The sequence below is a fragment of the Rothia sp. HMSC08A08 genome (assembly GCF_001808385.1).
Lineage (GTDB): Bacteria > Actinomycetota > Actinomycetes > Actinomycetales > Micrococcaceae > Rothia > Rothia dentocariosa.
The window spans coordinates 61,103-84,155 of sequence record NZ_KV793071.1 but is presented as its reverse complement, the minus strand read 5'-3'; the positions used below and the strand labels follow the sequence as shown (position 1 = coordinate 84,155).

The window sequence follows — 23,053 nt, the reverse complement described above, 5'->3', positions numbered from 1 at the left end:
CTCCCCTACCTGCGAATGCAGCTGGGACCGAAAATCGTCTTAATCTCACCAAAGAGGCTGGGATTGGGATCAACTCGCACACTCGAATCCAGAAGGACCAGCTGCTCTTTATCACGAGTGCGCAGGAGCATCCGGACATCCACATTCCCGCGATGATCACGCAGAACGTCCTTCAGTTCCTTGAGACGGTCCTCCGTCACATGGTACTCGGGCACCGAAATCGTAATCGGGGCGCCGCGACCATCATCGCTCAGCTCAAGAATCTGCATTTCCTGAGCGCTCATATTCACGCTACCGTCATCACGCCGCTGAATACGGCCCTTAATAGAACAAATCAGGTCATCCGCCAGGGCATTGCCCATCGTCTCATATGCACGGGAGAAGAACATGACGGTCAGGGTAGCACCCGATGAGTCCTCAAGCTCTACCGACGCATACTGATTACCGCTCGACTTGGCAATACGCCGCGAAACGCTCGTGAGCATGCCCGCGATCGTTACCACTTCGCCGTCGCGAATATGCGAGTCCTCGTCGATAATATCGTGCACAGATGCGGTTGCCGCGTCCGAAAGCGCACGTTCCAGACCGCGCAGCGGATGATCGGAAACGTACAGGCCCAGCATTTCACGTTCGAAATTCAATTTCTCGCGGCGTTCCCAGTCGGGAATATCTGGAACTGTCACCGAAAGATCGTCACCGAGCGCATCATCCATGCCCAGGGAACCGAAGAGGTCAAACTGGCCTGCTGCTTCTTTGCGCTTTACGGAGACCGCCGCGTCCACTGCCGACTCGTGTACCAGCGAAAGCGAACGGCGAGTATGTTTCAGCTCGTCGAAAGCACCCGCCTTAATCAGCGATTCTATGGTGCGTTTATTACACACAACCAGCGGAACTTTCTTCAGGAAGTCGTTGAAAGACTCAAAGTGTCCCTTCTCTTCGCGGGCTGCAATCATGCCGTCGACCACGTTTGCGCCCACGTTACGAATAGCGCCCATGCCGAAACGGATATCCTTCCCCACAGGCGCAAAAGTCAGGGTGGATTCGTTCACATCCGGGGGCAGCACGGTAATACCCATGGCACGGCATTCGTTGAGGTATAGAGCCAGCTTATCCTTGTTATCGCCCACACTCGTTAGCAGAGCCGCCATATATTCCTGCGGATAATGCGCCTTCAAATAGGCGGTCCAGTACGATACCAAACCGTATGCCGCAGTATGGGCTTTGTTGAATGCGTAATCGGAAAACGGAAGCAGAATATCCCACAGGGCCTTAACTGCGCCCTCCGAGTACCCGTTAGAAATCATGCCATCGTGGAAAGCCTCATATTGTTTATCCAGCTCAGCTTTCTTCTTCTTACCCATCGCGCGACGCAGCAGATCCGCTTCACCCAGCGTATAATTTGCAACCTTCTGGGCGATCGCCATCACCTGCTCCTGATACACAATCAGGCCATAGGTAGTATCAAGAATCTCGGCAAGAGGCTCTTCAAGCTCGGGGTGAATCGGCTGAATCTCTTGCTTACCGTTCTTACGAAGGGCATAGTTCGTGTGTGAGTTCGCACCCATAGGTCCAGGACGGTACAGGGCAAGCACAGCGGAAATATGCTCGAACTCTTCAGGCTCCATGAGTTTGAGTAGGCTGCGCATCGGACCGCCATCAAGCTGGAATACGCCTAAGGTGTCACCACGCGCCAGTAGGCGGTAGGACTCTTTGTCATCAACCTCTAGGTTTTCGAGGTCTATCTCTATGCCGCGGTTCATCTTGACGTTATCTAGTGCGTCAGAAATAATCGTCAAATTGCGAAGACCCAAGAAGTCCATTTTGATAAGACCCAGACCTTCACAGGTGGGGTAATCAAACTGGGTAATAACCTGCCCATCAGCCTCGCGGCGCATCACGGGAATCACGTCAGTCAGGTTTTTGCTCGACATGATAACGCCCGCGGCGTGCACGCCCCACTGACGTTTCAGACCTTCCAGACCTTTTGCGGTCTCGAAGACTTCGCCGTAAATCTTATCGACCGGGTCCTCGATAAGTGCACGCAGATCGCCCGCTTCGGAGTAGCGCTTATCTTCGGGGTTATACACATTGGCAAGTGCAATGTTCTTACCCATAACGTCCGGCGGCATCGCCTTCGTGAGGCGCTCACCTACCGAGTAGGGCTGATCCATCACGCGAGAAGCATCTTTGAGCGCCTGCTTCGCTTTAATGGTTCCGAAGGTGACGATCTGTGCGACTTTGTCTTCGCCATATTTCTCGGTCACATAGTCGATCACTTCGGCACGGCGGCGATCGTCAAAGTCCACGTCGAAGTCGGGCATTGACACGCGGTCGGGATTGAGGAAGCGCTCAAAAATCAGATCGTGATTGAGCGGGTTCAGATCGGTAATACGCATGGCGTAGGCGACCATCGAGCCTGCACCGGAGCCACGCCCTGGGCCCACACGGATACCGTTGTTCTTTGCCCAGTTGATAAAGTCAGCCACCACCAGGAAGTATCCGGGGAATCCCATGGAGGTAATAACGCCTACCTCATATTCCGCTTGTTCACGTACCTTATCGGGCACGCCATTGGGGAATCGGTAGTGCAGTCCTCGTTCAACTTCCTTCACGAACCAGGATTCTTCGTTCTCTCCCTCGGGTACAGGGAAGTTTGGCATATAGTTCGCTTTGGTATTGAACTCGACGTTGCATCGTTCGGCGATTTCAAGAGTGTTTTCGCAGGCACCCGGAACATCGCCGAATATCTGATACATCTCTTCCGGCGAGCGCAGGTAGAAGTTGTCAGCATCGAATTTAAAGCGTTTAGGGTCGGTCAGGGTCGAACCGGACTGCACGCACAGAAGTGCAGCGTGCGCGGTGTGATCTTCTTGGCGAGTGTAGTGCAGATCGTTCGTCGCGACAAACGGCAGGTTAAGCTCTTTGGCCAGACGGTGCAGATCTGCTTGCACATTACGCTCGATATCAAGCCCGTGATCCATGACCTCGCAATAGAAGTTATCTTTGCCAAAGATGTCACGGAATTCTGCTGCCGCTGCGACTGCCTCTTGGTACTGACCCAAGCGCAGACGAGTCTGAATTTCTCCGGAAGGACATCCGGTCGTGGCGATGAGCCCTTTAGAGTAGGTTTGCAGTACTTCGCGGTCCATACGCGGCTTGTACAGCTGACCTTCCAGTGAGGCGACAGATGATGCGCGGAAAAGATTGTGCATGCCCTCGGTGGTTTCCGCCCACATAGTCATATGGGTGTATGCACCACCACCGGAAACATCGTCGCGAGAGCCATCGCCCCAGCGCACACGTGAACGGTCGGTACGGTGGGTTCCGGGAGTCAGGTACGCTTCCACACCGATAATGGGTTTAATGTCATTGGCCTTCGCTTGACGCCAAAAGTCGAACGCGCCGAAAAGGAACCCGTGATCGCTGGTGGCCATAGAGTCCATTCCGAGTTCCCGTGCGTATTGAAAGAGGTCGCCTAGGCGGGCAGCGCCGTCCAGCATGGAATATTCGGTATGCACGTGCAGATGCGCGAAGCCCTTCTTAGCCACGTTTTCTCCTCGTTAGCTGTGGTTGTTGGTCTCTTAGTGTGCTGACTGAGTTTTAGTTATGCTCTAGTAATGTTCCCGGTGCGAAGCGCCTCAAGTGCATAGTCTAAATCCTGCGGGTAGGGACTCTCAAACTTAATGTGCTCTCCAGTTCCCGGGTGGGTAAAGCCTAGGCGATGTGCATGCAACCACTGCCGGGTCAGACCAAGTTCGGCGCTAAACCGGGGGTCGGCTCCATAAGTGAGGTCGCCGCAACAGGGGTGCCGTAATGAAGAGAAATGCACACGGATCTGGTGAGTCCGTCCCGTTTCTAAATGCACCTCAACAAGAGAGGCAGACCCGAAAGATTCCAAAGTTTCATAGTAGGTAATAGAAGAACGTCCATCCTCAATAACGGCGAATTTCCATTCATGTCCGGGGTGCCTGCCGATAGGAGCATCAATAGTCCCCATGAGAGGATCCGGCAGTCCTTGTACCAGGGTATGATATACCTTCTCAACGGTACGATCCTTAAAGGCACGTTTAAGCTCGGTATATGCCCGCTCGCTGCGCGCCACCACCATAAGCCCGCTAGTGCCGACGTCCAGCCGGTGCACAATCCCCTGACGCTCCGCCGCCCCGGAGGTAGCCACGGTAACGCCTTCTCCCAGAAGAGCCGAAAGAACAGTAGGCCCATGCCACCCGTGAGAAGGATGCGCGGCAACACCAGCAGGTTTATCGACCACCACAATATCGTCATCGCAATAGACTATGCCGAAGCCATCTACCTTTTCGGGCTGAATATCGGCAAGGTCACGCGGAGCAGGCGCATTCACAAACACAGTCTCGCCCGCGGACAGTTTATGCGACTTACCGATTTTCAGCTCATTTCCACGCTGAACCACACGCACATGCCCGTCGCGAATCCAGCTGGATGCGCGGGTACGCGGTATCTCAAGGGCACCGGCGAGAGCAGCGTCCAATCGCATACCTACTAAAGCCTCAGAAACATCGAACTCGGCGGTTATGCCTGCTGGCGCAACATTATCGGTCAATTATTCCCCTTCGGAGATCTTCTGAGTTTTCACGTGGGTAGATAGTGCGGAAGCCTTCTTCGCAGAGGATTTAGCACGTGTACCAAGCAGCGTTATGCCACGGAAGTTAAGCAGTACGATTAAAGCCATACAAACGCAGATCGCCGAATCGGCAATATTAAAGATGGCAAAGTTAGGCACCGAAATAAAGTCCACCACGTGTCCCATACCGAATCCTGGCTCACGGAAAAGACGATCAAAAAGGTTTCCGAGAACACCGCCCAGCAGCCCTCCAAGGGCAAGGGTCCAGTTCAGAGCCCGCGTCCTTCGGAAGAGGTAAAGGACGGTTGCCGCGGCAAACGCCATAATAACCGTAAATATCCAGGTTGCATTCTCGCCGAGAGAAAAGGCAGCGCCAGAATTCCTGATGGAATACCACCACAGAAGACCATCGATCACGGGGATGCGCTCCCCAATCTGCATCTTGGTAACCACCAGAAGTTTTGTGCCCTGGTCAATGAAAAAAATAGTAAGAGCTGTTAGAATCCCGACTACCCATGCGCCGCGTGATGAGAGTATGCGCGTAACAGATTTATGCGATGCTGTTGAACCAGCGGCAGACGCAGTGGTCTCTTCAGATTCCATGTATCTCCTCAGTGAAGGGCAATAAGCGGGGCGGCGGATGTTGCACCTGAATTCGCCCTCCTCTAGCTTATCTTAAGCCAGGTATAAACAACCGCCCGCAAAGCCAGTAGCAAAGTTCTTCTTGCCACGGATGCGGACGGTGTTTATAAAAAAGTATCGAAGCTTAGAGCTTAGCGAGCATCTGCTTCAAAAGACTTAAGAGTCTTCAGCTCTTCAAGCTGAGAGGTGAGGTGTTCCTGCAACTTCGAACGGTAACGCGACTCAAAACCACGCAGGGATTCCACGGTGATTTCCAAACTGTCACGCTCATCGGTGAGCTTGGAAAGAACCTCATCACGCTGAGAACGTGCAGCTGCCACCAGATCTTTAGCTTCTTTCTCACCCTTAGCAACGAGTTCTGCACGGGTTTTTTCACCCTGAGAGACGTATTCGTCATGGAGTTTCTGGGCCATGGCAAGCAGACCTGCTGCATCCTGAGCGCCGCCAGCAGCAACGGGTGCTGGGGTGCTGGTCTTATCCTGTGCAGCGGACTTAGCCGTTGCGGACGAAGAAGACGTATTGTTGGTCGCCGGAGTTGCCGAACCAGACTGGGCGGCTGCAAGCTTACGCTTGAGGGATTCGTTTTCGGTGTACAGCGCGCGGAGCTCAACAACAAGCTCATCAAGGTAATTATCAACCTCATCGCGGTCGTACCCGGATTCGTTTCTCACAATTTTGAAGCTCTTGTTAATCAGATCTTCGGGGGTGATAGCCACAGCTTATCTCCTTTGGAATAAAGTTATCTGTGAATAGGTTTTGGGATGCCCATAAATTTATTAAATAAACTTACGGTGCTGGCTAGGGTACCGCCCATTATTCTACTCTTCTCTACACTTCAAGACCCGATTTTCCAGGAATTCGGCGCAGAGAACCTCTTACCATCATAGTAAATGTATTTCCTGACGGAAAGTCTGCCTCGCCGTTATTGCTTCATACATCTTTATGCATATCAGAAAAATTTATGCTTTGACCAGGAAATATAACTGTTATTTAGCGTGAAAAAGTTAGTGTCAAAGAGGTCATCACTGACAATAAAAGTCCCACGCCTAAAATCAGAATCAGAAACCCAGTATCAAGGGCGAAATTACCAATACGCAGTGGCGGTACAACCTTGCGAAGCTGGTTCATAGGCCAGTCCGTCAGAGCATATACTCCAGAGGCGCACAGCAGGGCAATCCCTCGCGGACGCCACCCCGGCACAAAGACACGCACCCAGTCCAGAAGCATCCGCAAGAGCAACCCAATGTACAGAATGTGCAGGGCTATGGTAATGATGGCGAAGATGTACCCCATGCATTACCCCTGGTCAAAAGGAAACGGGCCCTCAGCCTCAAAAGCGCCCGGTGCCGGAGTCGTGTCAGCCCCCAGTACCTCTAGGTTTTCGGGGGTTAGCAAGAATACCTGCCCGGTCACACGTTCAATGCGACCTGAGAGCCCGAATGCGAGTCCGGAGGCAAAGTCCACAAGACGTTTAGCATCCGAATCGCTCATTTCAGCGACATTCATAATCACGGGAATATTCTCACGAAACGCTTCACCAATAATTTTGGCGTCGTTGTATGAGCGGGGGTGGATTGTTGTAATGCGGCGCAATTCGTCCTCATCTTCCTCGTAGGGGTATCCGGCACCAAGACCCTCGTCAATGCCGTAAGAGTTCACATCAAGCTCATGAACTTGATCGTAGCCGGAGGAAGGGTAGGGGTACTCGTCGGTCTCGTAGTGATTTTGCACCTGGTATTCCTCTCGGTTAGTTTTCTGTTCCCGGTGTGGGATTGGCGTGTAAGTCGCGGCAAACTGGTTGGTTTCTTGCCGCTGAGCTGAAGTTTGATAAGCAGACGATGCCGTAATCGCTTCTGATTCTACAGATAGTGGCTCCGCAGCGCCCGTTGCCTGTGGCATAGCTGCGGTATCAGGGTTAGCAGATGCTGGTGTGGGTAATGCATTCAGCCGGATTCCAGGTGATGGAGCGGGAGTTTCAGTGGAAGGAATAGATGCCTCATCCGTCGAATCATGACTATGGACATCCTGCATACCTTCCGATAATTCTTCAGTTTCCGACCCATAACGAGTCACGCCGAAGAAAGAACCGAGGCTATTGGCAAGTTTGCCACCGCCTTGTTTCGCCATTCTTTACTCTCGTTTCGCAGTCGTACATTCACATATATGCGGGAGATTCGCTCCACCGATACCTGAGATTCTAACGTGGGAAATAGCACCGCACATGCTGTCGGTTCGACACCGATTATATATGTTCACAGAGAATTTTGGGGGTATTCCCACGGGCTTTATTGACGATGATGCATATTCTTAAAGACGACGTCAACCAGCCCTCACAGGTGTATATTCTACCAGCGCTTGAAAATCCTATCAGCGTATTTCTCATCTGCTGCATACCTTGCACAACAAAACCTGGTAAAAATCTAGGCGTAATCTCGCTTCCCCATGATGTCGCTTCCTACCCGCACACACGTAGACCCCCAGCGAATAGCGGCTTCTAAATCTGCACTCATGCCCGCCGAAATCTGATCTGCATGCGGGAACTCGGCGCGCAGACCCTGCGCCAATTCCCAGAGTTTTTCAAAGGATTCGTCAGGGTTCGCACCCAGTGGCGCCACCGCCATAATACCCCCACAGCGTAATTCTTCTTGAGCTTCGATACGCTCAGCAAGCTCTAAAATCTCGTCTTGGTCCGTTCCACCACGCGCCCCTTCCGATGCATGCCCGGCCGTTGCCTGCGCTTCAAGCGAAACCTGAATCAGACATTCTAGAGCTCCTTGGGATAGAGCCCCTGGGGCGTCCTGCTCCCCCGCCTCATAGCGAGCTACTTGGTTGCGATAGGCTTTTGCTAAAGAATCAATCAGAGACGCACGATCTACGGACTGTACCTGATGGGCATATTTTACGACGGACTTTGCCTTATTTGTTTGCAACTGCCCAATAAACGCCCAGTAAGCGGGGTCGTCAGGTTTTTCGATGGCTCGAAGAGCACGAGCTTTAGGAGCCGCCTCTTGATCACGGTTCTCACCAAAAATACGTACCCCCTGGGTGTAAAGCGCTGCTACATCAGAGGCAGGGAAAAACTTGGTCACGGTGACAAGGTGAACTGTAGGGCTATGCTCGGTGCGCACACCACTGGTATCGGCTTCAGCATCACGGACGCGCGCCATAACCCGTGCGTAGTTATCCGCAAGCTGCTGCGCACGTTCCGAGGTGTACGTCAATGTCTGTTCTTCGCTCATCATCAGTCCCCTTTACCGATATACCCTCATACTCAGCTTTTCTTCGATTTTAAGATCTTAGGAAGGTTTCGTCACCCATACGAGCCCAGCGATACGTCCGGGTGCTTCACCTCGATTCATAAATCCTCGATGCGAAAAGAGGCTGGTGCTTTCATAAGTGCAGGCTGCCAAGTCGGTAGAAACCTCTATCTTCAGCTTATTCAAGAGAGCAATCGCTCCCGCTGGCAAATCTAAAGCTGGTGTTCCTTGGCTTGTCTGAGCGTATGTTTCGGGAATCTGCTGTGTCGCATGTTCGCGCATATCTTCGGGTACCTCATAGCAGCTTCCGCATATACTAGGCCCTAACCACGCGTGAATCTGTGTTGCGCCCTGCTCTCGCATCGTCGCAACTGTGCGTTGAATAACTCCTGCAAGTAGCCCAGGACGCCCTGCATGCGCCACAGCAATAATGGGCACGTCATGTGGGGTAGATTTCTCTCCCACGAACACGAGTGGAATGCAGTCAGCAACCATAATAGCTAGAGGCTGACCCGTTGTACTGTAGGCAGCATCTGCTTGCGGAGCCTGCTCGCGTAATTGATCGGCACGTTTCAACGTATATGCCCCACACTCGTCATTCGGAGAAATCTGAGTAGTCAGAATATGATCGGCGCATACAATATCTGCACCATGTACTTGATTGAGGTAGAGGAAAGGAGCTGAACCACAGAGACTTTGTACATCAGCACGGTTTTTCAGCGTTGCGGTATGGGGCTCGCCCGCATTAACATGAAGCCCCAAATTACCGGCCGACCGTGAAGTAAATCCGATATGCACGGTATATGGGCCGCTGGTATAAGTTCCTGTGGAGTAAAACGGGTTGAGGGTACTCATGGTTCTTTCTGCTGTCATAAGGTCAAAGCATACACAAAGGAGCCAGGACGTATATGTCCTTGGCTCCCTTATGTCTAAAAAGGATGTGTGCGACTTACTTCAAGAAGTCGGGCACATCGAGGGTATCGCGCCGTGCCGGGGATTCTTCCACGACGGGCGGTAGATCAACATCAAAGCCAGCTGCGGCAGGAACATCATTCTGCTGAGTACCATTCTGCGCACCGCCGAAACCATATCCGGTTGATGCGGGAGCTGCAGGAGCGGCCTGCGCAGAGCCGCCGAATGCCTGCTGGGTACGCTGCGCCTGAGCATTTGCCGAAGCTGAACTGTTAGCGTTGGTGTTAGTCTCAGGGTTGACGGCGTCAAATCCAGCGGCAATAACGGTCACACGTGCTTCATCACCCAAGGCGTCATCAATCACAGCACCGAAGATAATATTTGCGTCAGGATGTGCGACTTCCTGGACCAGGCGGGCAGCCTCATTGATCTCAAATAGACCGAGATCGGAACCGCCCTGAATGGAGAGGAGTACACCGTGTGCCCCATCAATGGATGCTTCCAAAAGTGGGGATGCGATAGCAAGCTCGGCGGCTTTAACAGCGCGGTCTTCACCAGCGGCAGAGCCAATGCCCATCAGAGCCGAACCAGCCCCCTGCATAACAGACTTAACGTCTGCAAAGTCAAGGTTGATCAGACCCGGAGTAGTAATCAGGTCGGTAATACCCTGCACACCGGAGAGAAGAACCTGATCTGCCGATTTGAAGGCGTCAAGCATCGAAACGTTGCGATCAGAGATAGAGAGCAAACGATCGTTCGGAATCACAATGAGGGTATCTACTTCATCACGAAGTGCAGCAATGCCGGTTTCCGCCTGGTTCGAACGGCGACGACCTTCAAAGGTAAAGGGACGAGTTACCACGCCGATCGTGAGGGCACCTAAAGAGCGTGCAATACGTGCTACAACGGGAGCACCGCCGGTACCGGTGCCGCCGCCTTCACCTGCAGTCACGAAGACCATGTCTGCGCCCTTGATAACCTCTTCGATTTCCTGGGCGTGGTCTTCAGCAGCCTGACGACCGACCTCGGGGTTTGCGCCCGCTCCGAGACCGCGAGTTAGTTCACGACCAACATCAAGTTTGACGTCAGCGTCAGACATCAAAAGTGCCTGAGCATCTGTGTTAATAGCGATGAATTCTACGCCTCGCAGGCCAACCTCGATCATGCGGTTGACTGCATTGACGCCACCGCCACCGATACCGACGACTTTGATGACTGCCAAGTAGTTCTGGGGAGTTCCAGCGTCCATTTATCCCTCGATTATTTCGTGTAAATCTCTAGAAAAACCCAAGGGTTCAAGTAGAACCTTAGTCTTCCTAACCTCATAGTGACTTTATCTGCAAGGATACCAACAGTTTCACCAGGTTCCTAGTTGCCTGAGGTATTTGACGTGCATTATTTATAGATTTTTATAAAAAATCTATCTTTTTACCCGATGCTTAACCATAAGGTTAAAGGCTAACGAGTAACCGGAACACGCGGCGAAGAAACATCATAAGTGTTTACTTTATTAGCGGCTCGTCCTTGTTGTGCGGTTTTTGACTGGTCCTCACGTACCGCCTCCATCAGCTTAGTTAAAACCTTAGCTTTAAGGTCACTCTCTTCAGCTGTACCCCACTGCACGACAACCCCATCCTTCAAGGTTAAGTTAATATTTGAGGTTGAGCTTGCCCGTGCCTCCTTCACCTGCGTCAGGATTGATGAGGGCAAAGCAGAGAGCACATTTGCAACCGTGCGGAAGGCCGCAGAATCCTGGGGAACTTCCTGTCCAACATCGACAAGCGGAACATTGATTCCATCAGCATTCTCAACTTCACGAAGTTTGATTCCCTCACTATCAACAACCACATATTTCCCGTCCTGATGAATGACGGCAACAGGGGTACGCTCTTTGAGGGTTACAACTAGTTCATGCGGAGGATGCGCCTCAATCTGCACGCCGCGCAGTACATGCTCCTGGTCGATAAGTTCACGCACCTTCTGATCATTAATACGAGTCAGCGGCGTGCCCTTGAGTGGTTCCAGTTTCTGCTCAACCTGCACGCTATCCAATAGCGAAGCGCCTTCAACTCGAATAGTCTGAACAGAGAGCAGCGGAGAATAAAAGACCAAACCGATATATAGAAGCACAGCAAGCATGAACGCACCAAAGCCGTAAAGGAGTTTCCGCAATCGAGTGAGCGGACGTCGGCGCTTCGAAGTCTGACTCTTACTTTGGTCTTCTGCCAAAAGCCCGTCGAGCCCGGGGTCATCGCGTAATTGGGCGATACGCCCCTGCTCTTCGCGGATCTCCTGTTCCCGCGCTATCTCGGTTTGGCGTTCCTTCTCACGTTCACGACGCCATCGGCCAAAGGTACTAGACGTAGATTTCGCCGATTGTGAATCCAGCTCATCCGATTCAGATTCCCCTGCATCCAGACGTATATCACGGTCCTTGGGCTCTGAAGACTCAGAATACGTTGCACGGGAAGAACCCGTCTGGCTCTTATTTTCGGTATGAGTTTCTTGCTCAACAGGATTCGTCTGATTCTGAGGGCTCGCACCGTCAGAAGATTTTGACGTATCTTCAGCAGGTTTAGCTTTCTTTTTGCCGCGAACAACCGGTAACTTCGGAGTACGTACCGGTGAAGTCGCGAACGCTTCCGTGCCCGGTTTTCGCTCTTGACGTCCTTTAGCCACTATTACTCCTTAGGGTAACGGGCATGTAGCTCATGCAGAATACGCTCTCCTAATGCGGTAACATCACCTGCACCAACGGTCATAATAATATCGCCTGGAACAGCACACATAGCAATATCTTCAATGGCTGCAGCTGCATCCGACGCATAATGTACCTCAGAGAATCCAGCACCGGTGATAAGTTCACTCGTGACTCCCTCAATCGGAAGTTCCCGGGCAGGATAAATATCCAGTACATACGAACGATCAGCCTTCGAAAGAGCCTGCGCGAAATCGGCGGCAAATTCTTGGGTACGTGAGAACAGATGCGGCTGGAAAACCACATAGAGGTTATGCCCATCGGCAACCGTGCGGCCGGTCTCAAGCGCACGGAATACCTCTGTTGGGTGATGAGCATAATCGTCAAAGACTTTAATACCCGCTACGTCACCACGCAGAGTAAAACGTCGATCTGCTCCTACGAAGCCGTATAACGCGGCGGCCGCGTCCTCAGGTTGTGCTCCAGCGAGAAGAGCGGTAATAAAAGCTGCCGCTGCGTTCAACTGATTGTGAATACCGGGTACACGCAGCTGAGCATCCTGCTCGCCTTCGTAATGCTTACTCGCGCATTCGAAAGACCAGCGCAGTGTTGCCGAAGACTCCGAGCCGTGGCTCGTAATGCGTGAAACCCGTAGATCAGCCTCAGTAGACTGACCGTAAGTTACCACTTCAATCCCAGCATCGCGCGCACGTTCCGCAAGCGCACGAGCGCCTTCATCATCCCAACATGTCACCAAGACGCCCCCGGGGGTCATAGAGGCAACAAAACGGTTAAACGCCTCATACACGCGTTCGGGAGTTTCGTAGAAATCCAAGTGGTCAGGTTCGACGTTGGTGACCACTGCGATTGCGGGTCGATAGCGGACAAAAGAGCCATCGGATTCGTCTGCCTCTGCTACAAACCAAGAGCCTTCACCAGTGCCCCCCAATCGCGCGTTGCTGCCGTATCCCGCAATAACTGTTCCTACCGCGAAAGACGGGTGAAACCCTAACTTATCCAGCATGACGGCAATCATGGAACTGGTTGTGCTCTTACCATGCGTGCCAGCAACCGCTACAACCTGTGATGCTCCCATAGCAGCAGCCAAAGCCTCAGAGCGGTGCAATACCCGAAGGTTCTGAGCACGAGCCGCAATCAGTTCGGGGTTATCTTCGTGAATGGCCGTTGAGATAACAACGGTATCAATATCGTGAATATTCGCAGCATCTTGGGGAGTATAAACACGAGCACCCGCTTCGCGTAAAGCCTGAATAGTCGCCGTTTCTGCTCGGTCAGAGCCGCTTACGGGAATACCAGCTTTCAGCATCAACGTTGCAATAGCACTCATACCGGCACCGCCGATCCCTACAAAATGCACACGTCCCAACTCCTGCAGGGATGCGCGCGCGGGAAACGGCGGGTTCAGGGGCTCAGGAAGCACCATGTTAAGGTTCATCAGTTCGGACATTTATTTAACCACCTTCAGGGTTGCCTCAGCCATAACATGTGCGGCATCACGAATGCCCAATTTATATGCTCGACGACCCATTTCTTTTAACTTCTGAGCATCAGCCATCAACGATGGAATTTCACGGGCAAACCACGCCCCGGTCATTTTCTTATCTTCGATGAGAAGCGCAGCTTCTGCCATAACCAGAGAACGAGCATTGAGACTTTGTTCACCATTACCAAACGGGAGCGGAACAAAAATTGCGGGTACACCCACCGCAGCAACTTCGCTTACGGTTGCGGCTCCAGCACGGACTATCAAAAGATCGGCGGCGGCATAAACATCCTGCATGCCGTGGCTAAACTCAATCTGACGATAATTTGGGGCTGTAACGGGCTCGCCTGAATCATCCACAATAGCTTTGCCTTTACCAGTAATATGCAAAACCTGAAAACCCCAGTCCTCAAAATTTGTAATGTTCTCAGCGACGGCGTTATTAAGGCTTTGTGCGCCTAAGGAACCGCCCGTCACGATCAGAACGGGCTTATCGGGGTCAAGACCTAGAGTATGCCTCGCCTGTGCTCGTGCCGCTCGACGGTTCAGATGCGCGATCTCATCTTTCATGGGCATACCCACAAGTTTGGCGCGAGGGAAAGGGGTGTTGGAGAAAGCCACACCCACAAACTTCGCTAGAGGACCACCCAGTTTATTTGCTAAACCTGGTTTTGCATTAGCCTCGTGAATAACAACAGGAATGCGGGAGAAAAAAGCGGCAAGATATGCTGGCGGACACACATAACCGCCTACGCCTACTACAACATCTGCATTCGCATCTTTGAGAATTTTACGGGTTTGCGAAATCGCTTTTGCGAATCTTGGTAAAAAGGTTAATGCGTTAAGCGATAGGCTTCGGGGGAAAGCTACACGCGGAATAAACTCAATATCAAATCCAGCTTCAGGAACTAATTGAGCTTCCATCTTATCCTCGGTGCCAAGAGTCAGAATATTAGCTTCCGGCTCGATCCGGCGGATTTCGCGTGCTATAGCAAGCATCGGGTTAATATGACCAGCGGTGCCGCCGCCAGCGAGGACCACAGAGGGTGCCTTAGACATAGATAATAACTCCCAACAAATACATTCACCTCATTTTACGACATAGCAGAGCCAACCCCGTACTGAAAGAATATTATAAGTCGGATATATACCCACGTCCCGAGTCTAGTATTCCTCCTTTCCCTATTCCAGGGGCTATGAGTGTGAACCACCCTGGCCAGGTTTACGGCCTCGCGGGTTCTGCTGACTCTGTGAAGGCTGCTGCCGACGTATCTGACGTGAGGTTCCCGCAGAAGGCTGCCCTGAAGAAGATGTTTGGGAGCCCGATTGAGGGTGCAAAGGTCGCAACCCGGCTGGCAAACGTCCCGATGACGAAGAGCGGTGACGCGCTCGATTGGCGTTTGTGCGCTTTTGCAGGTTCTGCAGGGGAATTGTATCTTCGTGGTCTGCAGGGGTTGACCGTTGCCTGCCCTGCGAGGGACGAGATGCAGGCTGCACATCTCCCTTACGGCGCAATTGGGGAACCCGTTCATGGGTATGCAATCCATTTGGATGTTCCTCTTGGAACCGCTGCTCACGAAGTCGCTGCCGTTCACGCTGAATACGCTGCTCTTCATGAGCGAGAGCTTCCTGATGCTCCGCCTTACGGCGACGCTCAGCAGCACGATCGGCACGTGCTTGAGCGCGCTGCTCATACGTCTTGCGAGTATGCTCACGCTGTCGCTGGGTTACGCCTAACCACGATGGCAGCTCCTTAACTCTACGCAGTAAGCCAGCGCCCCAGTAATCTTTACCGAGGGCTCCACCAGCTTCTTGCAGTTGAAGCCGCTCATCTTCAACGATAGCTTGAAGAGGCAGTCGTCGCTTCCAGTCTTCATTAGCGCGTCGCACTTCGCGAGGTGTCTGCTTCGTTAAATCGGCGGCCGGTATAGGCCCGCCTACAAGTGGAGTTTGACGTGCAAAAGCATAAAGCATCCCCGCAGCCAGCATCGATGAAATCAACGATGAACCGCCGTATGAGATAAAGGGAAGCGGCACACCGATCACAGGCAAAATACCGGAGACCATCGCCATATTCACGATAGCTTGGGTGGAAATCCATGCAATAATACCGCCCGTTGCAATACGAATAAACGGGTCTGCTGTTCGGGCGATAATGCGTAATGCGCAATAGATCAGGCCCAGGTACAAAAGCACCACGGTAAGCGTACCCAGAAGCCCCAGTTCCTCGCCGATAATGGCGAAAATGTAATCGTTATGTGCTTCGGGTAAATAGTTATACTTCTGACGGGATTGTCCTAGCCCAACGCCCCAGAACCCACCGGTTGCCAAGGCGACCCCGCCAGCCTGAGATTGATCACAGACAGAACCGGTGCACACGCCGAAAACACTCATCAGTCGTTCACGACGGTTTGAACTCGAAATTGACCCCGCTACGGCACCCACGATCAGAATAATCGAAAGCCACACCATAGTCTTACGGTTTGCGCCCGCAATATATACCATGCCCAAGAAGATAAAGGCATAGACAATCACGGTACCGAGATCTTTACCGGCCAGAATAAGCAGCATCAAGGGCAAGAGTCCAAAAAGTGCGGGAAAAATTGCACGAGATGTCTTCTCTTTGAGTTTACTGCCCTGCCGAGTCATGACCATCGCCATCCACAGCACAATAGCAAGTTTAGAAAACTCCGAAGGCTGAATCTGAATGCCGCTGAACCTAATCCAGTTACGGTTGCCATTAATATCGGTACCAATAGCAAGAACGGCAATCTGGGCAAGAATCGCCAGGGTTAAGAGGATATTAACGACCCACATTTTGCGGTACCGCTGTACTTTCAATACTGCTATAGCCCCTAATGCAGCGGCGCCTAGAGCGGCAAACATTACCTGACGGGTTACCTGTGAGAAAGGGGACATTCCCTGTGAAATCATGCTCACAGATGATGCAGACAGTACCATGATCACGCCAAAAACTGTGAGACCAGCGCATACTAAAAGAATCAGTCGCGGCACATCCGCTAAATCACGCGATGCGGAACGCTTATAAAGAGACGAGATAGCGTTATGCAGAAAAGAACCGAGCCTCGTTGAGCCGTTCCTCCCCTGGCGCTGTGCATGACTTACGCCTCCACGGGCCGACGAGTGAGTCTGACCGGGTGCATTACTCATGCGCTCTCCTCTTCTGTGTCTTAACACGACAAACTCAATAGATTTTTCCTACAGCAGAAAAGTCTACACGGCGTTTATCGTTTCAGAGCAATCAATATGCCTTCAGTTACCGACAATATGAGATTTGACCGCATCCACAAAAACGTTGCCACGAACGGCATAATTGTTAAATTGGTCCATCGAAGCAGCGGCAGGCGCCATGAGTACTGTATCACCCTCAGCGGCTAGCTCTTCTGCTTTGACTACGGCAGCTTCCATAACATTAACCCCGTCAGAGGGATCATCCGCCGAAGCCGTCATATTATAGGTAGGAACATGGCTTGCATACTTCGCCAAAGATGTTTTAAGTCCCGCCGTATCAGTGCCAATGATTAATACTGCTTTCAAACGTGAAGCATGCTGAGCTATAAGATCATCATACTCCACCCCTTTAGAAAGACCTCCAGCAATCCAAATCAGCGAAGGATAAGCGCTCATTGAAGCGTTAGCGGCGTGTGGGTTAGTAGCCTTAGAATCGTTGACCCACTGGATTCCATCGCGGTACAGCACCGTCTGATTACGATGCGCACCAGGCTTATAAGAACGCAGTCCATCCCGCACAGCCTCAGGAGCAATATTTGCAGCACGACATAATGCGGCAGCGGCTAGCGCATTCTCCACGGTGTGCTGTGCGGGAGCTTGACCGGGAACGGGCGCTAAATCTTCAAGAACACCAAGCTCAAGTGCCTCGCTGTATCGATTCTTCAAAAACGCACGGTCAACAATAATGTTTTCCGCCAAGCCCAACATGGAGACTGAGGGGATATCGGTTGAGCTAATACCGATGGCACGGGCACCTTCTATAACATCTGCTTCTTCAACCATACGCAAAGTATCAGCATGATCGGTATTGAAGATACACGCTGCCTGAGTATTTTCGTACACACGTGCTTTATCGGCCTTGTAAGCCTCAAAGGAACCGTGCCAATCAACGTGATCTTCCGCTACGTTAAGCACCACGGAAGCGTATGGCGACAGTGAAGAAGTCCAATGCAGCTGAAAGCTCGAAAGCTCTACCGCAAAAAATTCATAGGGTTCATCGTCGGCAACAGCGTAGACTGCTGGCATGCCCACGTTCCCAACCTGCAGAGATTTTTTACCGGCTGCTTTAAGAATCGAATCGACCATGCCCACGGTCGTAGTTTTCCCATTGGTTCCCGTCAGGCACAGCCACTTTGGAGTAACCCGACCTTGACGTTGATTCAGACGCCATGCCAGTTCGATTTCACTCCAAATTTGGATACCCCGTTCATAAGCATCAAGCATAACCAGGCTATCTGGACGGATTCCTGGCGAAGTCACGATAACATCCGGGTCTTGATCATCGACACGAGGCACACATTCCATGTATTCCTCACCAAATAAACCCGCCACGTTTCCATAGGCTTCTTGGTAAATTCGGATGCGCTCTCGCTTTTCCTGCGTATCTTGCGCATCAATAGCGGTAATGTGGGCCCCCTTCTGGGCCAGCACATCCACTGCAGCATCGCCGCTGGTACCGAGGCCTATCACGACAACCTTCAGCCCCGCCCAAGGCCCGTCCCAGGTAGTGAGCTCAGCAAGCCGAGGATTATTGACGACTGGATTGACGGCGATAGCATCTGCATATTGGGCACGCTGTGCCTGATACTTGGAGGCCCGCTGCGAGTTCTTAGCGTCAGGCATTAGTGAATCACTCCAGACGTCTGTGAGAACCAATCTCCAAAGAAAATTGCAAGAGCAACCAGCACACAAAGCGCATTTGCAATCCACAGACGGAATACCGAGTTCACTTCACCACTGCTGACAGAGCCGGGGACAAGACCCTTCTTATCTATGGAGTATCTTCCGTTTGCACCGGTTTTCTCAAGATGATGGTGGAAAGGAGTCATGCGGAAGAAACGGTAGGCATGAGGAATTTTATCGCCAACAGATACAGAACGTTTACGGCTAACTTTGAAGACAACTTTCTGCACAATCACCGAAAACACTTCCAGAACCGGCACAAGCGCGATAATGGGAAGCAGGAGCTCGGTACGGGTGAAGATAGCGAAGGAAACCAGCGCGCCCCCCAAGGCAAGAGAGCCAGAATCACCCATAAAGATCTGCGCCTTAGATACGTTCCACCAGAGGAACCCAGCGAGGGAACCAACAACTGCGGCAGCAATAAGCGCTAGTGAGCCTGGATCTCGCACATCGTAGCACGCGTTGCCTGCCCCACCAGTGCAGGCATGAACATATTGCCAGACCGTCATAGCAAGGTACCCGGTAAAGATAGTCATTGTTGCACCACCCGCAAGACCATCGAGACCATCAGTGAAATTCACGGCGTTAGTGCCCGAAAGGGAAATCAGGGTGATCCACAAAATCATGAGGATAGTACCGCCTATAGCCCCTGCAGCCATGAAGTCGAACGGAAGATCACGCACAAACGAAATCGCCGTTGAGGCGGGGGTCACTCCCGCCGCATTAGGAAATTGAAACACCAAATACGCAAAAGGAAGAGTCACCGCCAGCAGACCAATAGTCTTCTGGTTCTCGGTAAGTCCTTCGTTCCCCTGGTTGCGGAACTTCATAATATCGTCGGCGGCACCGACTCCGAGCATTCCTAGTGTAAACCCGAGGGTCAATAAAGCCGTCGCACTAGGAACCGGCGAGGTTCCAAAAACCGCAGCGTTAATCAGCAACGCAAGCAAGTAGGCAACAACGGCGGCTGGGATAAAAATAAGACCTGCCATCGTGGGCGTCCCCGCCTTATGCTGATGCGCGGCGGGGCCTTCTTCACGAATCAGCTGCCCCAACTTGAGCTTCTGCATCTGCTTGATGAAGAGCGGTATTGCTGAGAAGGAGATAATAAACCCTAGGATTCCAGCAATAAGCACAGTAATCATGGTTAATGTGTTCCTTCGTGAAGATGGCTACGGTCTAGGGCGGTTGTCGAGGTTTGCGCTGCAGAACTACCAGTTGATACCGTGCTCAGAGCGGCGCCCGTTAAATCCGTCACCTCAACAAAATCGCCAGCACTCAGCCAAGCTGGAGCCTGTTCTTGAGCCTCGCCAAAGGTTTCGGTGCAGAAGGCAACCTCATCGCCCAAAGAACCTAGTTTAGCGCCATTTGAAGATTTAAACAGCACAATATCGCCAGAACGTAATTCTGCACGCAAAATATTTAGTGCTTCTTGCGGTGTCTCTACCCAGGTAGCTTCGTTACCCCATGAACCTTCAAGATGCGCGGCGTTGTAGGCTGGTTTCGCCTCATTCCCAACCGCAATAAGCTTTGATATATTCATGCGTACCACCAGACGACCGAGTCGATCGTGCTCCTCCAAAGAGGCCTCGCCCAGTTCGAGCATGGCCCCCAAAACTGCCCATGTCCGTCGTGGCTTCGCGCCTCGTCCCAGTTGGGCCAAAGTGCGTAAAGCGGCTGTCATTGACTCGGGATTAGCATTATACGCATCGTTGATGACAGTCACGCCGTCTGCGCGGTCTGTGCGAGCCATCCTCCATTTAGACAGCGCCCCGGTGTTATTGAGGGCATGCGCAATAGCGTCTCCAGGAACACCAGCGTTATAGGCTACTGTAGCAGCCGCCAGAATATTGCATACATGATGCTCACCAATGAGTTTGGAGGAAATATCATATTCGCTGGCGTCGGGAAGGCGAAGAGTAAATTCCGGACAACCAGCATCATTAGTATGCAGCCCCAAAGCGGCAGTATAGCGTTCGTACTGCGGTTTCTCCCCCACCCCAAAGTAGGTTACCGGCCCACTTGCACGAGCTGACATGCGTGCAACACGCTCATCATCGGCATTGAGGACCAAGGTTCCGCCAGTACGAATACCTTCGGCAAGCTCCCCTTTAGTACGTTCGATGTTGTCGACCCCGCCAAACTCGCCAGCATGTGCGGTGCCAACTTTAAGAATCACACCATGGTCAGGGTGCACAATATTTGCCAGGTATTCGATATTCCCCACATGATCGGCACCCATCTCAATCACAAGGTAGCGAGTACTTTCGTCAGCACGGAATACAGTCAAAGGTACGCCAACTTCGCCGTTGAACGAACCTACAGGGGCTATAGTTTCGCCCTGAGAACTTAGGATCGCTGCTAATAAATCTTTTGTGGTGGTCTTCCCCGCAGAACCGGTAATACCAATAACCGTAAGATCGCCTAGAGACCGCATCTTTTCAACAGCGTACTGTGCGATCTTACCCATGGCGAGAACCACATCATCAACCTGGATGCTGGGGTACAGAATACCCCGCTCATCTTTAACAGGGCGTTCGACAAGCGCTAAGACAGCACCTTTGTCGAAGGCTCCCGACACGAAGTTGTGTCCGTCGGTCACCTCACCTGGCTTAGCAACAAATAGGGTGCCTGGTATAACCTCACGCGAATCGGTGGTCGTGAAGGTAGCACCTAGCTCGCTCTCACGCCCGGCTAAGCCGAGCGGTGAGCCGCCTGTTGCCGTAATAATTTCGGCGGCGGAAAGCTTAATCATCTATGCTCCTTATGCTTCTTCAAGCATGCGTCGATAATCCGGAAGAATTTCGAAGTCGTTGGAGACAAGCGCTTTCGCGGTCTCCACGCGGTCGTCAAGTTGCACATCGGTACCGGCAACATCCTGTGCCGTTTCATGTCCACGACCGGCGATAAGAATAGCATCTCTCGCATCTGCGAGTTCAATTGCCCGAGCAATCGCCACTTCTCGCGGAGCAAGATTAAGGATTTGGGATGCTCGCGCACCTTCGGCATTAGCTCGTTCAGCCCCGGCAACAACAGCCTCACGAATTGGGGCGGGATCTTCACCGTGCGGATCGTCATCGGTCACAATCACAATATCGGCGTGCTGTGCAGCAATTTCTCCCATTAGGGGACGTTTGAGATGATCGCGTTCGCCTGTTGCCCCGAAAACAATAATGACTCGCCCACCACCTGGTCGGTCCATGGCTTCAAGCGCCCGAGTGAGCCCGTCAGGGTTGTGGGCAAAATCGACAATAGTATGCGGTGCCAGAGAAATCAGCTGCATACGCCCGGGCACTATAGGGGTTAGTGCCGTGCCATCAGCTAGGGCAGGTCGTAGGATAATGCGTTCTTCCTCAGAAGCACCAATATATACCATCAGCGCGGCGAGCGCGGCGTTTGAGACATTGAAATCTGCCGGAAGATGGGTACAACAGGGAATAGTGTCTCCCGCGCCGTTAGCCAACGTAAAACGATGCCCTAAACCATCACGTTCAACGTTGGTTACCGCCCAATCGAGCGGACCGAACTCAGCCGGGACCTCGGCTAGACCCACGCCGTGCTCAGTAACAAGCCGAACAGCATTACCGGTCCCCAGCTGAATCTGGGCGTGGCGAAGCATCTTCTCGCCCCACTCGTCATCGGCAGTGATGACAGCGCGCTCAGTCCGCTCGGGCGTAAAAAGCTGTGCTTTAGAATCAAAATAATTCTGCATGGTGCCGTGCAAATCTAAATGATCCTGGGTGAGGTTTGTAAACCCAGAGACCTTATAAACTACACCATCCACACGGTGATAGTCGATAGCATGCGAGGAAACTTCCATTGCTGCATGAGACACACCGCACTCCCCCATAATCGCAAGGAGCGAATGAACGTGAACAGACTCTGGGGTGGTTAGAGCTGAAGGAACGCTCACACCATCAACAAGAATTTGGATAGTACCGATAAGACCGGTCTTAGCCTTGAGAGCAGTTCGGAATACCGACTCCAGCATGTAGGTAGTCGTCGTTTTTCCATTGGTTCCTGTGACAGCGTAGCGATTCAGATCCTTGTGATCTTGTGACCCATAGATCAAAGCGGCGAGTGATCCTATAACAGGACGTAAAGAGTCACAGACCAGCAGGGAGCACCTATCTAAAGAAAGATTTGCCTCCCGAATCATCCGAACGCCTGCAGTATCCGTGAGGATAGCGTGAGCCTGGGCCTCCAGCACTTTTTGCGCGAATTGTGCACCATGAGCTTTCGCGCCTGGAAGAGCAACATATAGGTCTGCAGGACGAACCGCGCGAGAATCCATGCTGATCCCTCGCACATCTTCTTCAGAGCCTTGATGTTCTAGAACAGGATGCGCGCCTAAGGCCTCTAGATGCTCCACGAGCTCAGTAACCGTGCTCCCTCGTGAATTCTGAGGTCGCAGACTCTGCGCATCGCCGCCCAAGTGCGGGGTGCGACGAGCGTCTTGAGCCAAGCGCGTTTCGCTGTCCATTATCCTTCTTTCCTGACGGTCA

Annotated in this window: 16 protein-coding genes and 1 pseudogene; all 17 read right to left on the bottom strand. The window is 52.3% G+C overall.

Going from position 1 to position 23,053, the window contains the following annotated elements:
• Positions 1-5: 5 nt before the first annotated feature.
• Positions 6-3,548, bottom strand: a complete 3,543-nt coding sequence (dnaE, locus tag HMPREF3164_RS05705) for a DNA polymerase III subunit alpha (protein WP_013398849.1) — start codon at positions 3,546-3,548, stop codon at positions 6-8.
• Between the two features lie 56 nt (positions 3,549-3,604).
• Positions 3,605-4,513 carry an RluA family pseudouridine synthase gene (locus HMPREF3164_RS05700; RefSeq protein WP_239662029.1) on the bottom strand — a complete coding sequence of 303 codons (909 nt, stop codon included), beginning with the start codon at positions 4,511-4,513 and terminating at the stop codon, positions 3,605-3,607.
• Between the two features lie 66 nt (positions 4,514-4,579).
• Positions 4,580-5,203 carry a signal peptidase II gene (gene lspA / locus HMPREF3164_RS05695; protein WP_070449493.1) on the bottom strand — a complete coding sequence of 208 codons (624 nt, stop codon included), beginning with the start codon at positions 5,201-5,203 and terminating at the stop codon, positions 4,580-4,582.
• A 170-nt stretch (positions 5,204-5,373) separates the two neighbouring features.
• A complete protein-coding gene (locus tag HMPREF3164_RS05690; RefSeq protein WP_013398846.1) occupies positions 5,374-5,958 on the bottom strand; it encodes a DivIVA domain-containing protein in 585 nt (194 codons plus the stop codon).
• 274 nt (positions 5,959-6,232) lie between these two features.
• Complete coding sequence (locus HMPREF3164_RS05685) at positions 6,233-6,535, bottom strand: YggT family protein (RefSeq protein ID WP_004004398.1); 303 nt, start codon at positions 6,533-6,535, stop codon at positions 6,233-6,235.
• Positions 6,536-6,538: 3 nt separating this feature from the next.
• Positions 6,539-6,850, bottom strand: a pseudogene (locus HMPREF3164_RS11340) (cell division protein SepF); the annotation flags it as partial.
• Between the two features lie 812 nt (positions 6,851-7,662).
• Positions 7,663-8,484 (bottom strand): YggS family pyridoxal phosphate-dependent enzyme, encoded by an 822-nt coding sequence (locus tag HMPREF3164_RS05675; protein WP_070449491.1) that lies wholly within the window; start codon positions 8,482-8,484, stop codon positions 7,663-7,665.
• Between the two features lie 54 nt (positions 8,485-8,538).
• On the bottom strand, positions 8,539-9,372 hold the full coding sequence (locus HMPREF3164_RS05670) for a purine nucleoside phosphorylase YfiH/LACC1 family protein (protein WP_141744108.1): 834 nt from the start codon (positions 9,370-9,372) through the stop codon (positions 8,539-8,541).
• Between the two features lie 76 nt (positions 9,373-9,448).
• Positions 9,449-10,660 carry a cell division protein FtsZ gene (gene ftsZ / locus HMPREF3164_RS05665; RefSeq protein WP_004004394.1) on the bottom strand — a complete coding sequence of 404 codons (1,212 nt, stop codon included), beginning with the start codon at positions 10,658-10,660 and terminating at the stop codon, positions 9,449-9,451.
• Between the two features lie 209 nt (positions 10,661-10,869).
• Positions 10,870-12,090 carry a cell division protein FtsQ/DivIB gene (locus tag HMPREF3164_RS05660; RefSeq protein ID WP_239664738.1) on the bottom strand — a complete coding sequence of 407 codons (1,221 nt, stop codon included), beginning with the start codon at positions 12,088-12,090 and terminating at the stop codon, positions 10,870-10,872.
• 2 nt (positions 12,091-12,092) lie between these two features.
• On the bottom strand, positions 12,093-13,577 hold the full coding sequence (gene murC / locus HMPREF3164_RS05655; protein WP_070449488.1) for a UDP-N-acetylmuramate--L-alanine ligase: 1,485 nt from the start codon (positions 13,575-13,577) through the stop codon (positions 12,093-12,095).
• Positions 13,578-14,672 (bottom strand): undecaprenyldiphospho-muramoylpentapeptide beta-N-acetylglucosaminyltransferase, encoded by a 1,095-nt coding sequence (gene murG, locus HMPREF3164_RS05650; protein ID WP_048751959.1) that lies wholly within the window; start codon positions 14,670-14,672, stop codon positions 13,578-13,580.
• Between the two features lie 135 nt (positions 14,673-14,807).
• Positions 14,808-16,784 (bottom strand): FtsW/RodA/SpoVE family cell cycle protein, encoded by a 1,977-nt coding sequence (locus HMPREF3164_RS05645; RefSeq protein ID WP_070449486.1) that lies wholly within the window; start codon positions 16,782-16,784, stop codon positions 14,808-14,810.
• Positions 16,785-16,886: 102 nt separating this feature from the next.
• Positions 16,887-18,488: a UDP-N-acetylmuramoyl-L-alanine--D-glutamate ligase gene (gene murD, locus HMPREF3164_RS05640; RefSeq protein ID WP_070449483.1), complete on the bottom strand. Its 1,602-nt coding sequence runs from the start codon at positions 18,486-18,488 to the stop codon at positions 16,887-16,889.
• Positions 18,488-19,693, bottom strand: coding sequence for a phospho-N-acetylmuramoyl-pentapeptide-transferase (mraY, locus tag HMPREF3164_RS05635; RefSeq protein ID WP_048751965.1), 1,206 nt, complete (start codon positions 19,691-19,693; stop codon positions 18,488-18,490). The genes murD and mraY overlap by 1 nt, the downstream gene beginning before the upstream one ends.
• 2 nt (positions 19,694-19,695) lie before the next feature.
• Positions 19,696-21,303 (bottom strand): UDP-N-acetylmuramoyl-tripeptide--D-alanyl-D-alanine ligase, encoded by a 1,608-nt coding sequence (gene murF, locus HMPREF3164_RS05630; RefSeq protein ID WP_048751967.1) that lies wholly within the window; start codon positions 21,301-21,303, stop codon positions 19,696-19,698.
• A 9-nt stretch (positions 21,304-21,312) separates the two neighbouring features.
• The gene (locus HMPREF3164_RS05625; RefSeq protein WP_070449481.1) at positions 21,313-23,031 is read right to left on the bottom strand and encodes a Mur ligase family protein; all 1,719 of its coding nucleotides are present in this window, start codon (positions 23,029-23,031) and stop codon (positions 21,313-21,315) included.
• Positions 23,032-23,053 lie beyond the last annotated feature (22 nt).

Bases quoted from the DNA above. Each gene is read 5' to 3' on its own strand.
- HMPREF3164_RS05625 (WP_070449481.1), bottom strand. From the start codon at position 23,031: ATGGACAGCGAAACGCGCTTGGCTCAAGACGCTCGTCGCACCCCGCAC.
- HMPREF3164_RS05645 (WP_070449486.1), bottom strand. From the start codon at position 16,784: ATGAGTAATGCACCCGGTCAGACTCACTCGTCGGCCCGTGGAGGCGTA.
- HMPREF3164_RS05670 (WP_141744108.1), bottom strand. From the start codon at position 9,372: ATGACAGCAGAAAGAACCATGAGTACCCTCAACCCGTTTTACTCCACA.
- murC (WP_070449488.1), bottom strand. From the start codon at position 13,577: ATGTCCGAACTGATGAACCTTAACATGGTGCTTCCTGAGCCCCTGAAC.
- murD (WP_070449483.1), bottom strand. From the start codon at position 18,488: ATGCCTGACGCTAAGAACTCGCAGCGGGCCTCCAAGTATCAGGCACAG.
- HMPREF3164_RS05675 (WP_070449491.1), bottom strand. From the start codon at position 8,484: ATGATGAGCGAAGAACAGACATTGACGTACACCTCGGAACGTGCGCAG.
- lspA (WP_070449493.1), bottom strand. From the start codon at position 5,203: ATGGAATCTGAAGAGACCACTGCGTCTGCCGCTGGTTCAACAGCATCG.
- HMPREF3164_RS05700 (WP_239662029.1), bottom strand. From the start codon at position 4,513: ATGCGATTGGACGCTGCTCTCGCCGGTGCCCTTGAGATACCGCGTACC.
- murF (WP_048751967.1), bottom strand. From the start codon at position 21,303: ATGATTAAGCTTTCCGCCGCCGAAATTATTACGGCAACAGGCGGCTCA.
- mraY (WP_048751965.1), bottom strand. From the start codon at position 19,693: ATGATTACTGTGCTTATTGCTGGAATCCTAGGGTTTATTATCTCCTTC.
- murG (WP_048751959.1), bottom strand. From the start codon at position 14,672: ATGTCTAAGGCACCCTCTGTGGTCCTCGCTGGCGGCGGCACCGCTGGT.
- ftsZ (WP_004004394.1), bottom strand. From the start codon at position 10,660: ATGGACGCTGGAACTCCCCAGAACTACTTGGCAGTCATCAAAGTCGTC.
- HMPREF3164_RS05685 (WP_004004398.1), bottom strand. From the start codon at position 6,535: ATGGGGTACATCTTCGCCATCATTACCATAGCCCTGCACATTCTGTAC.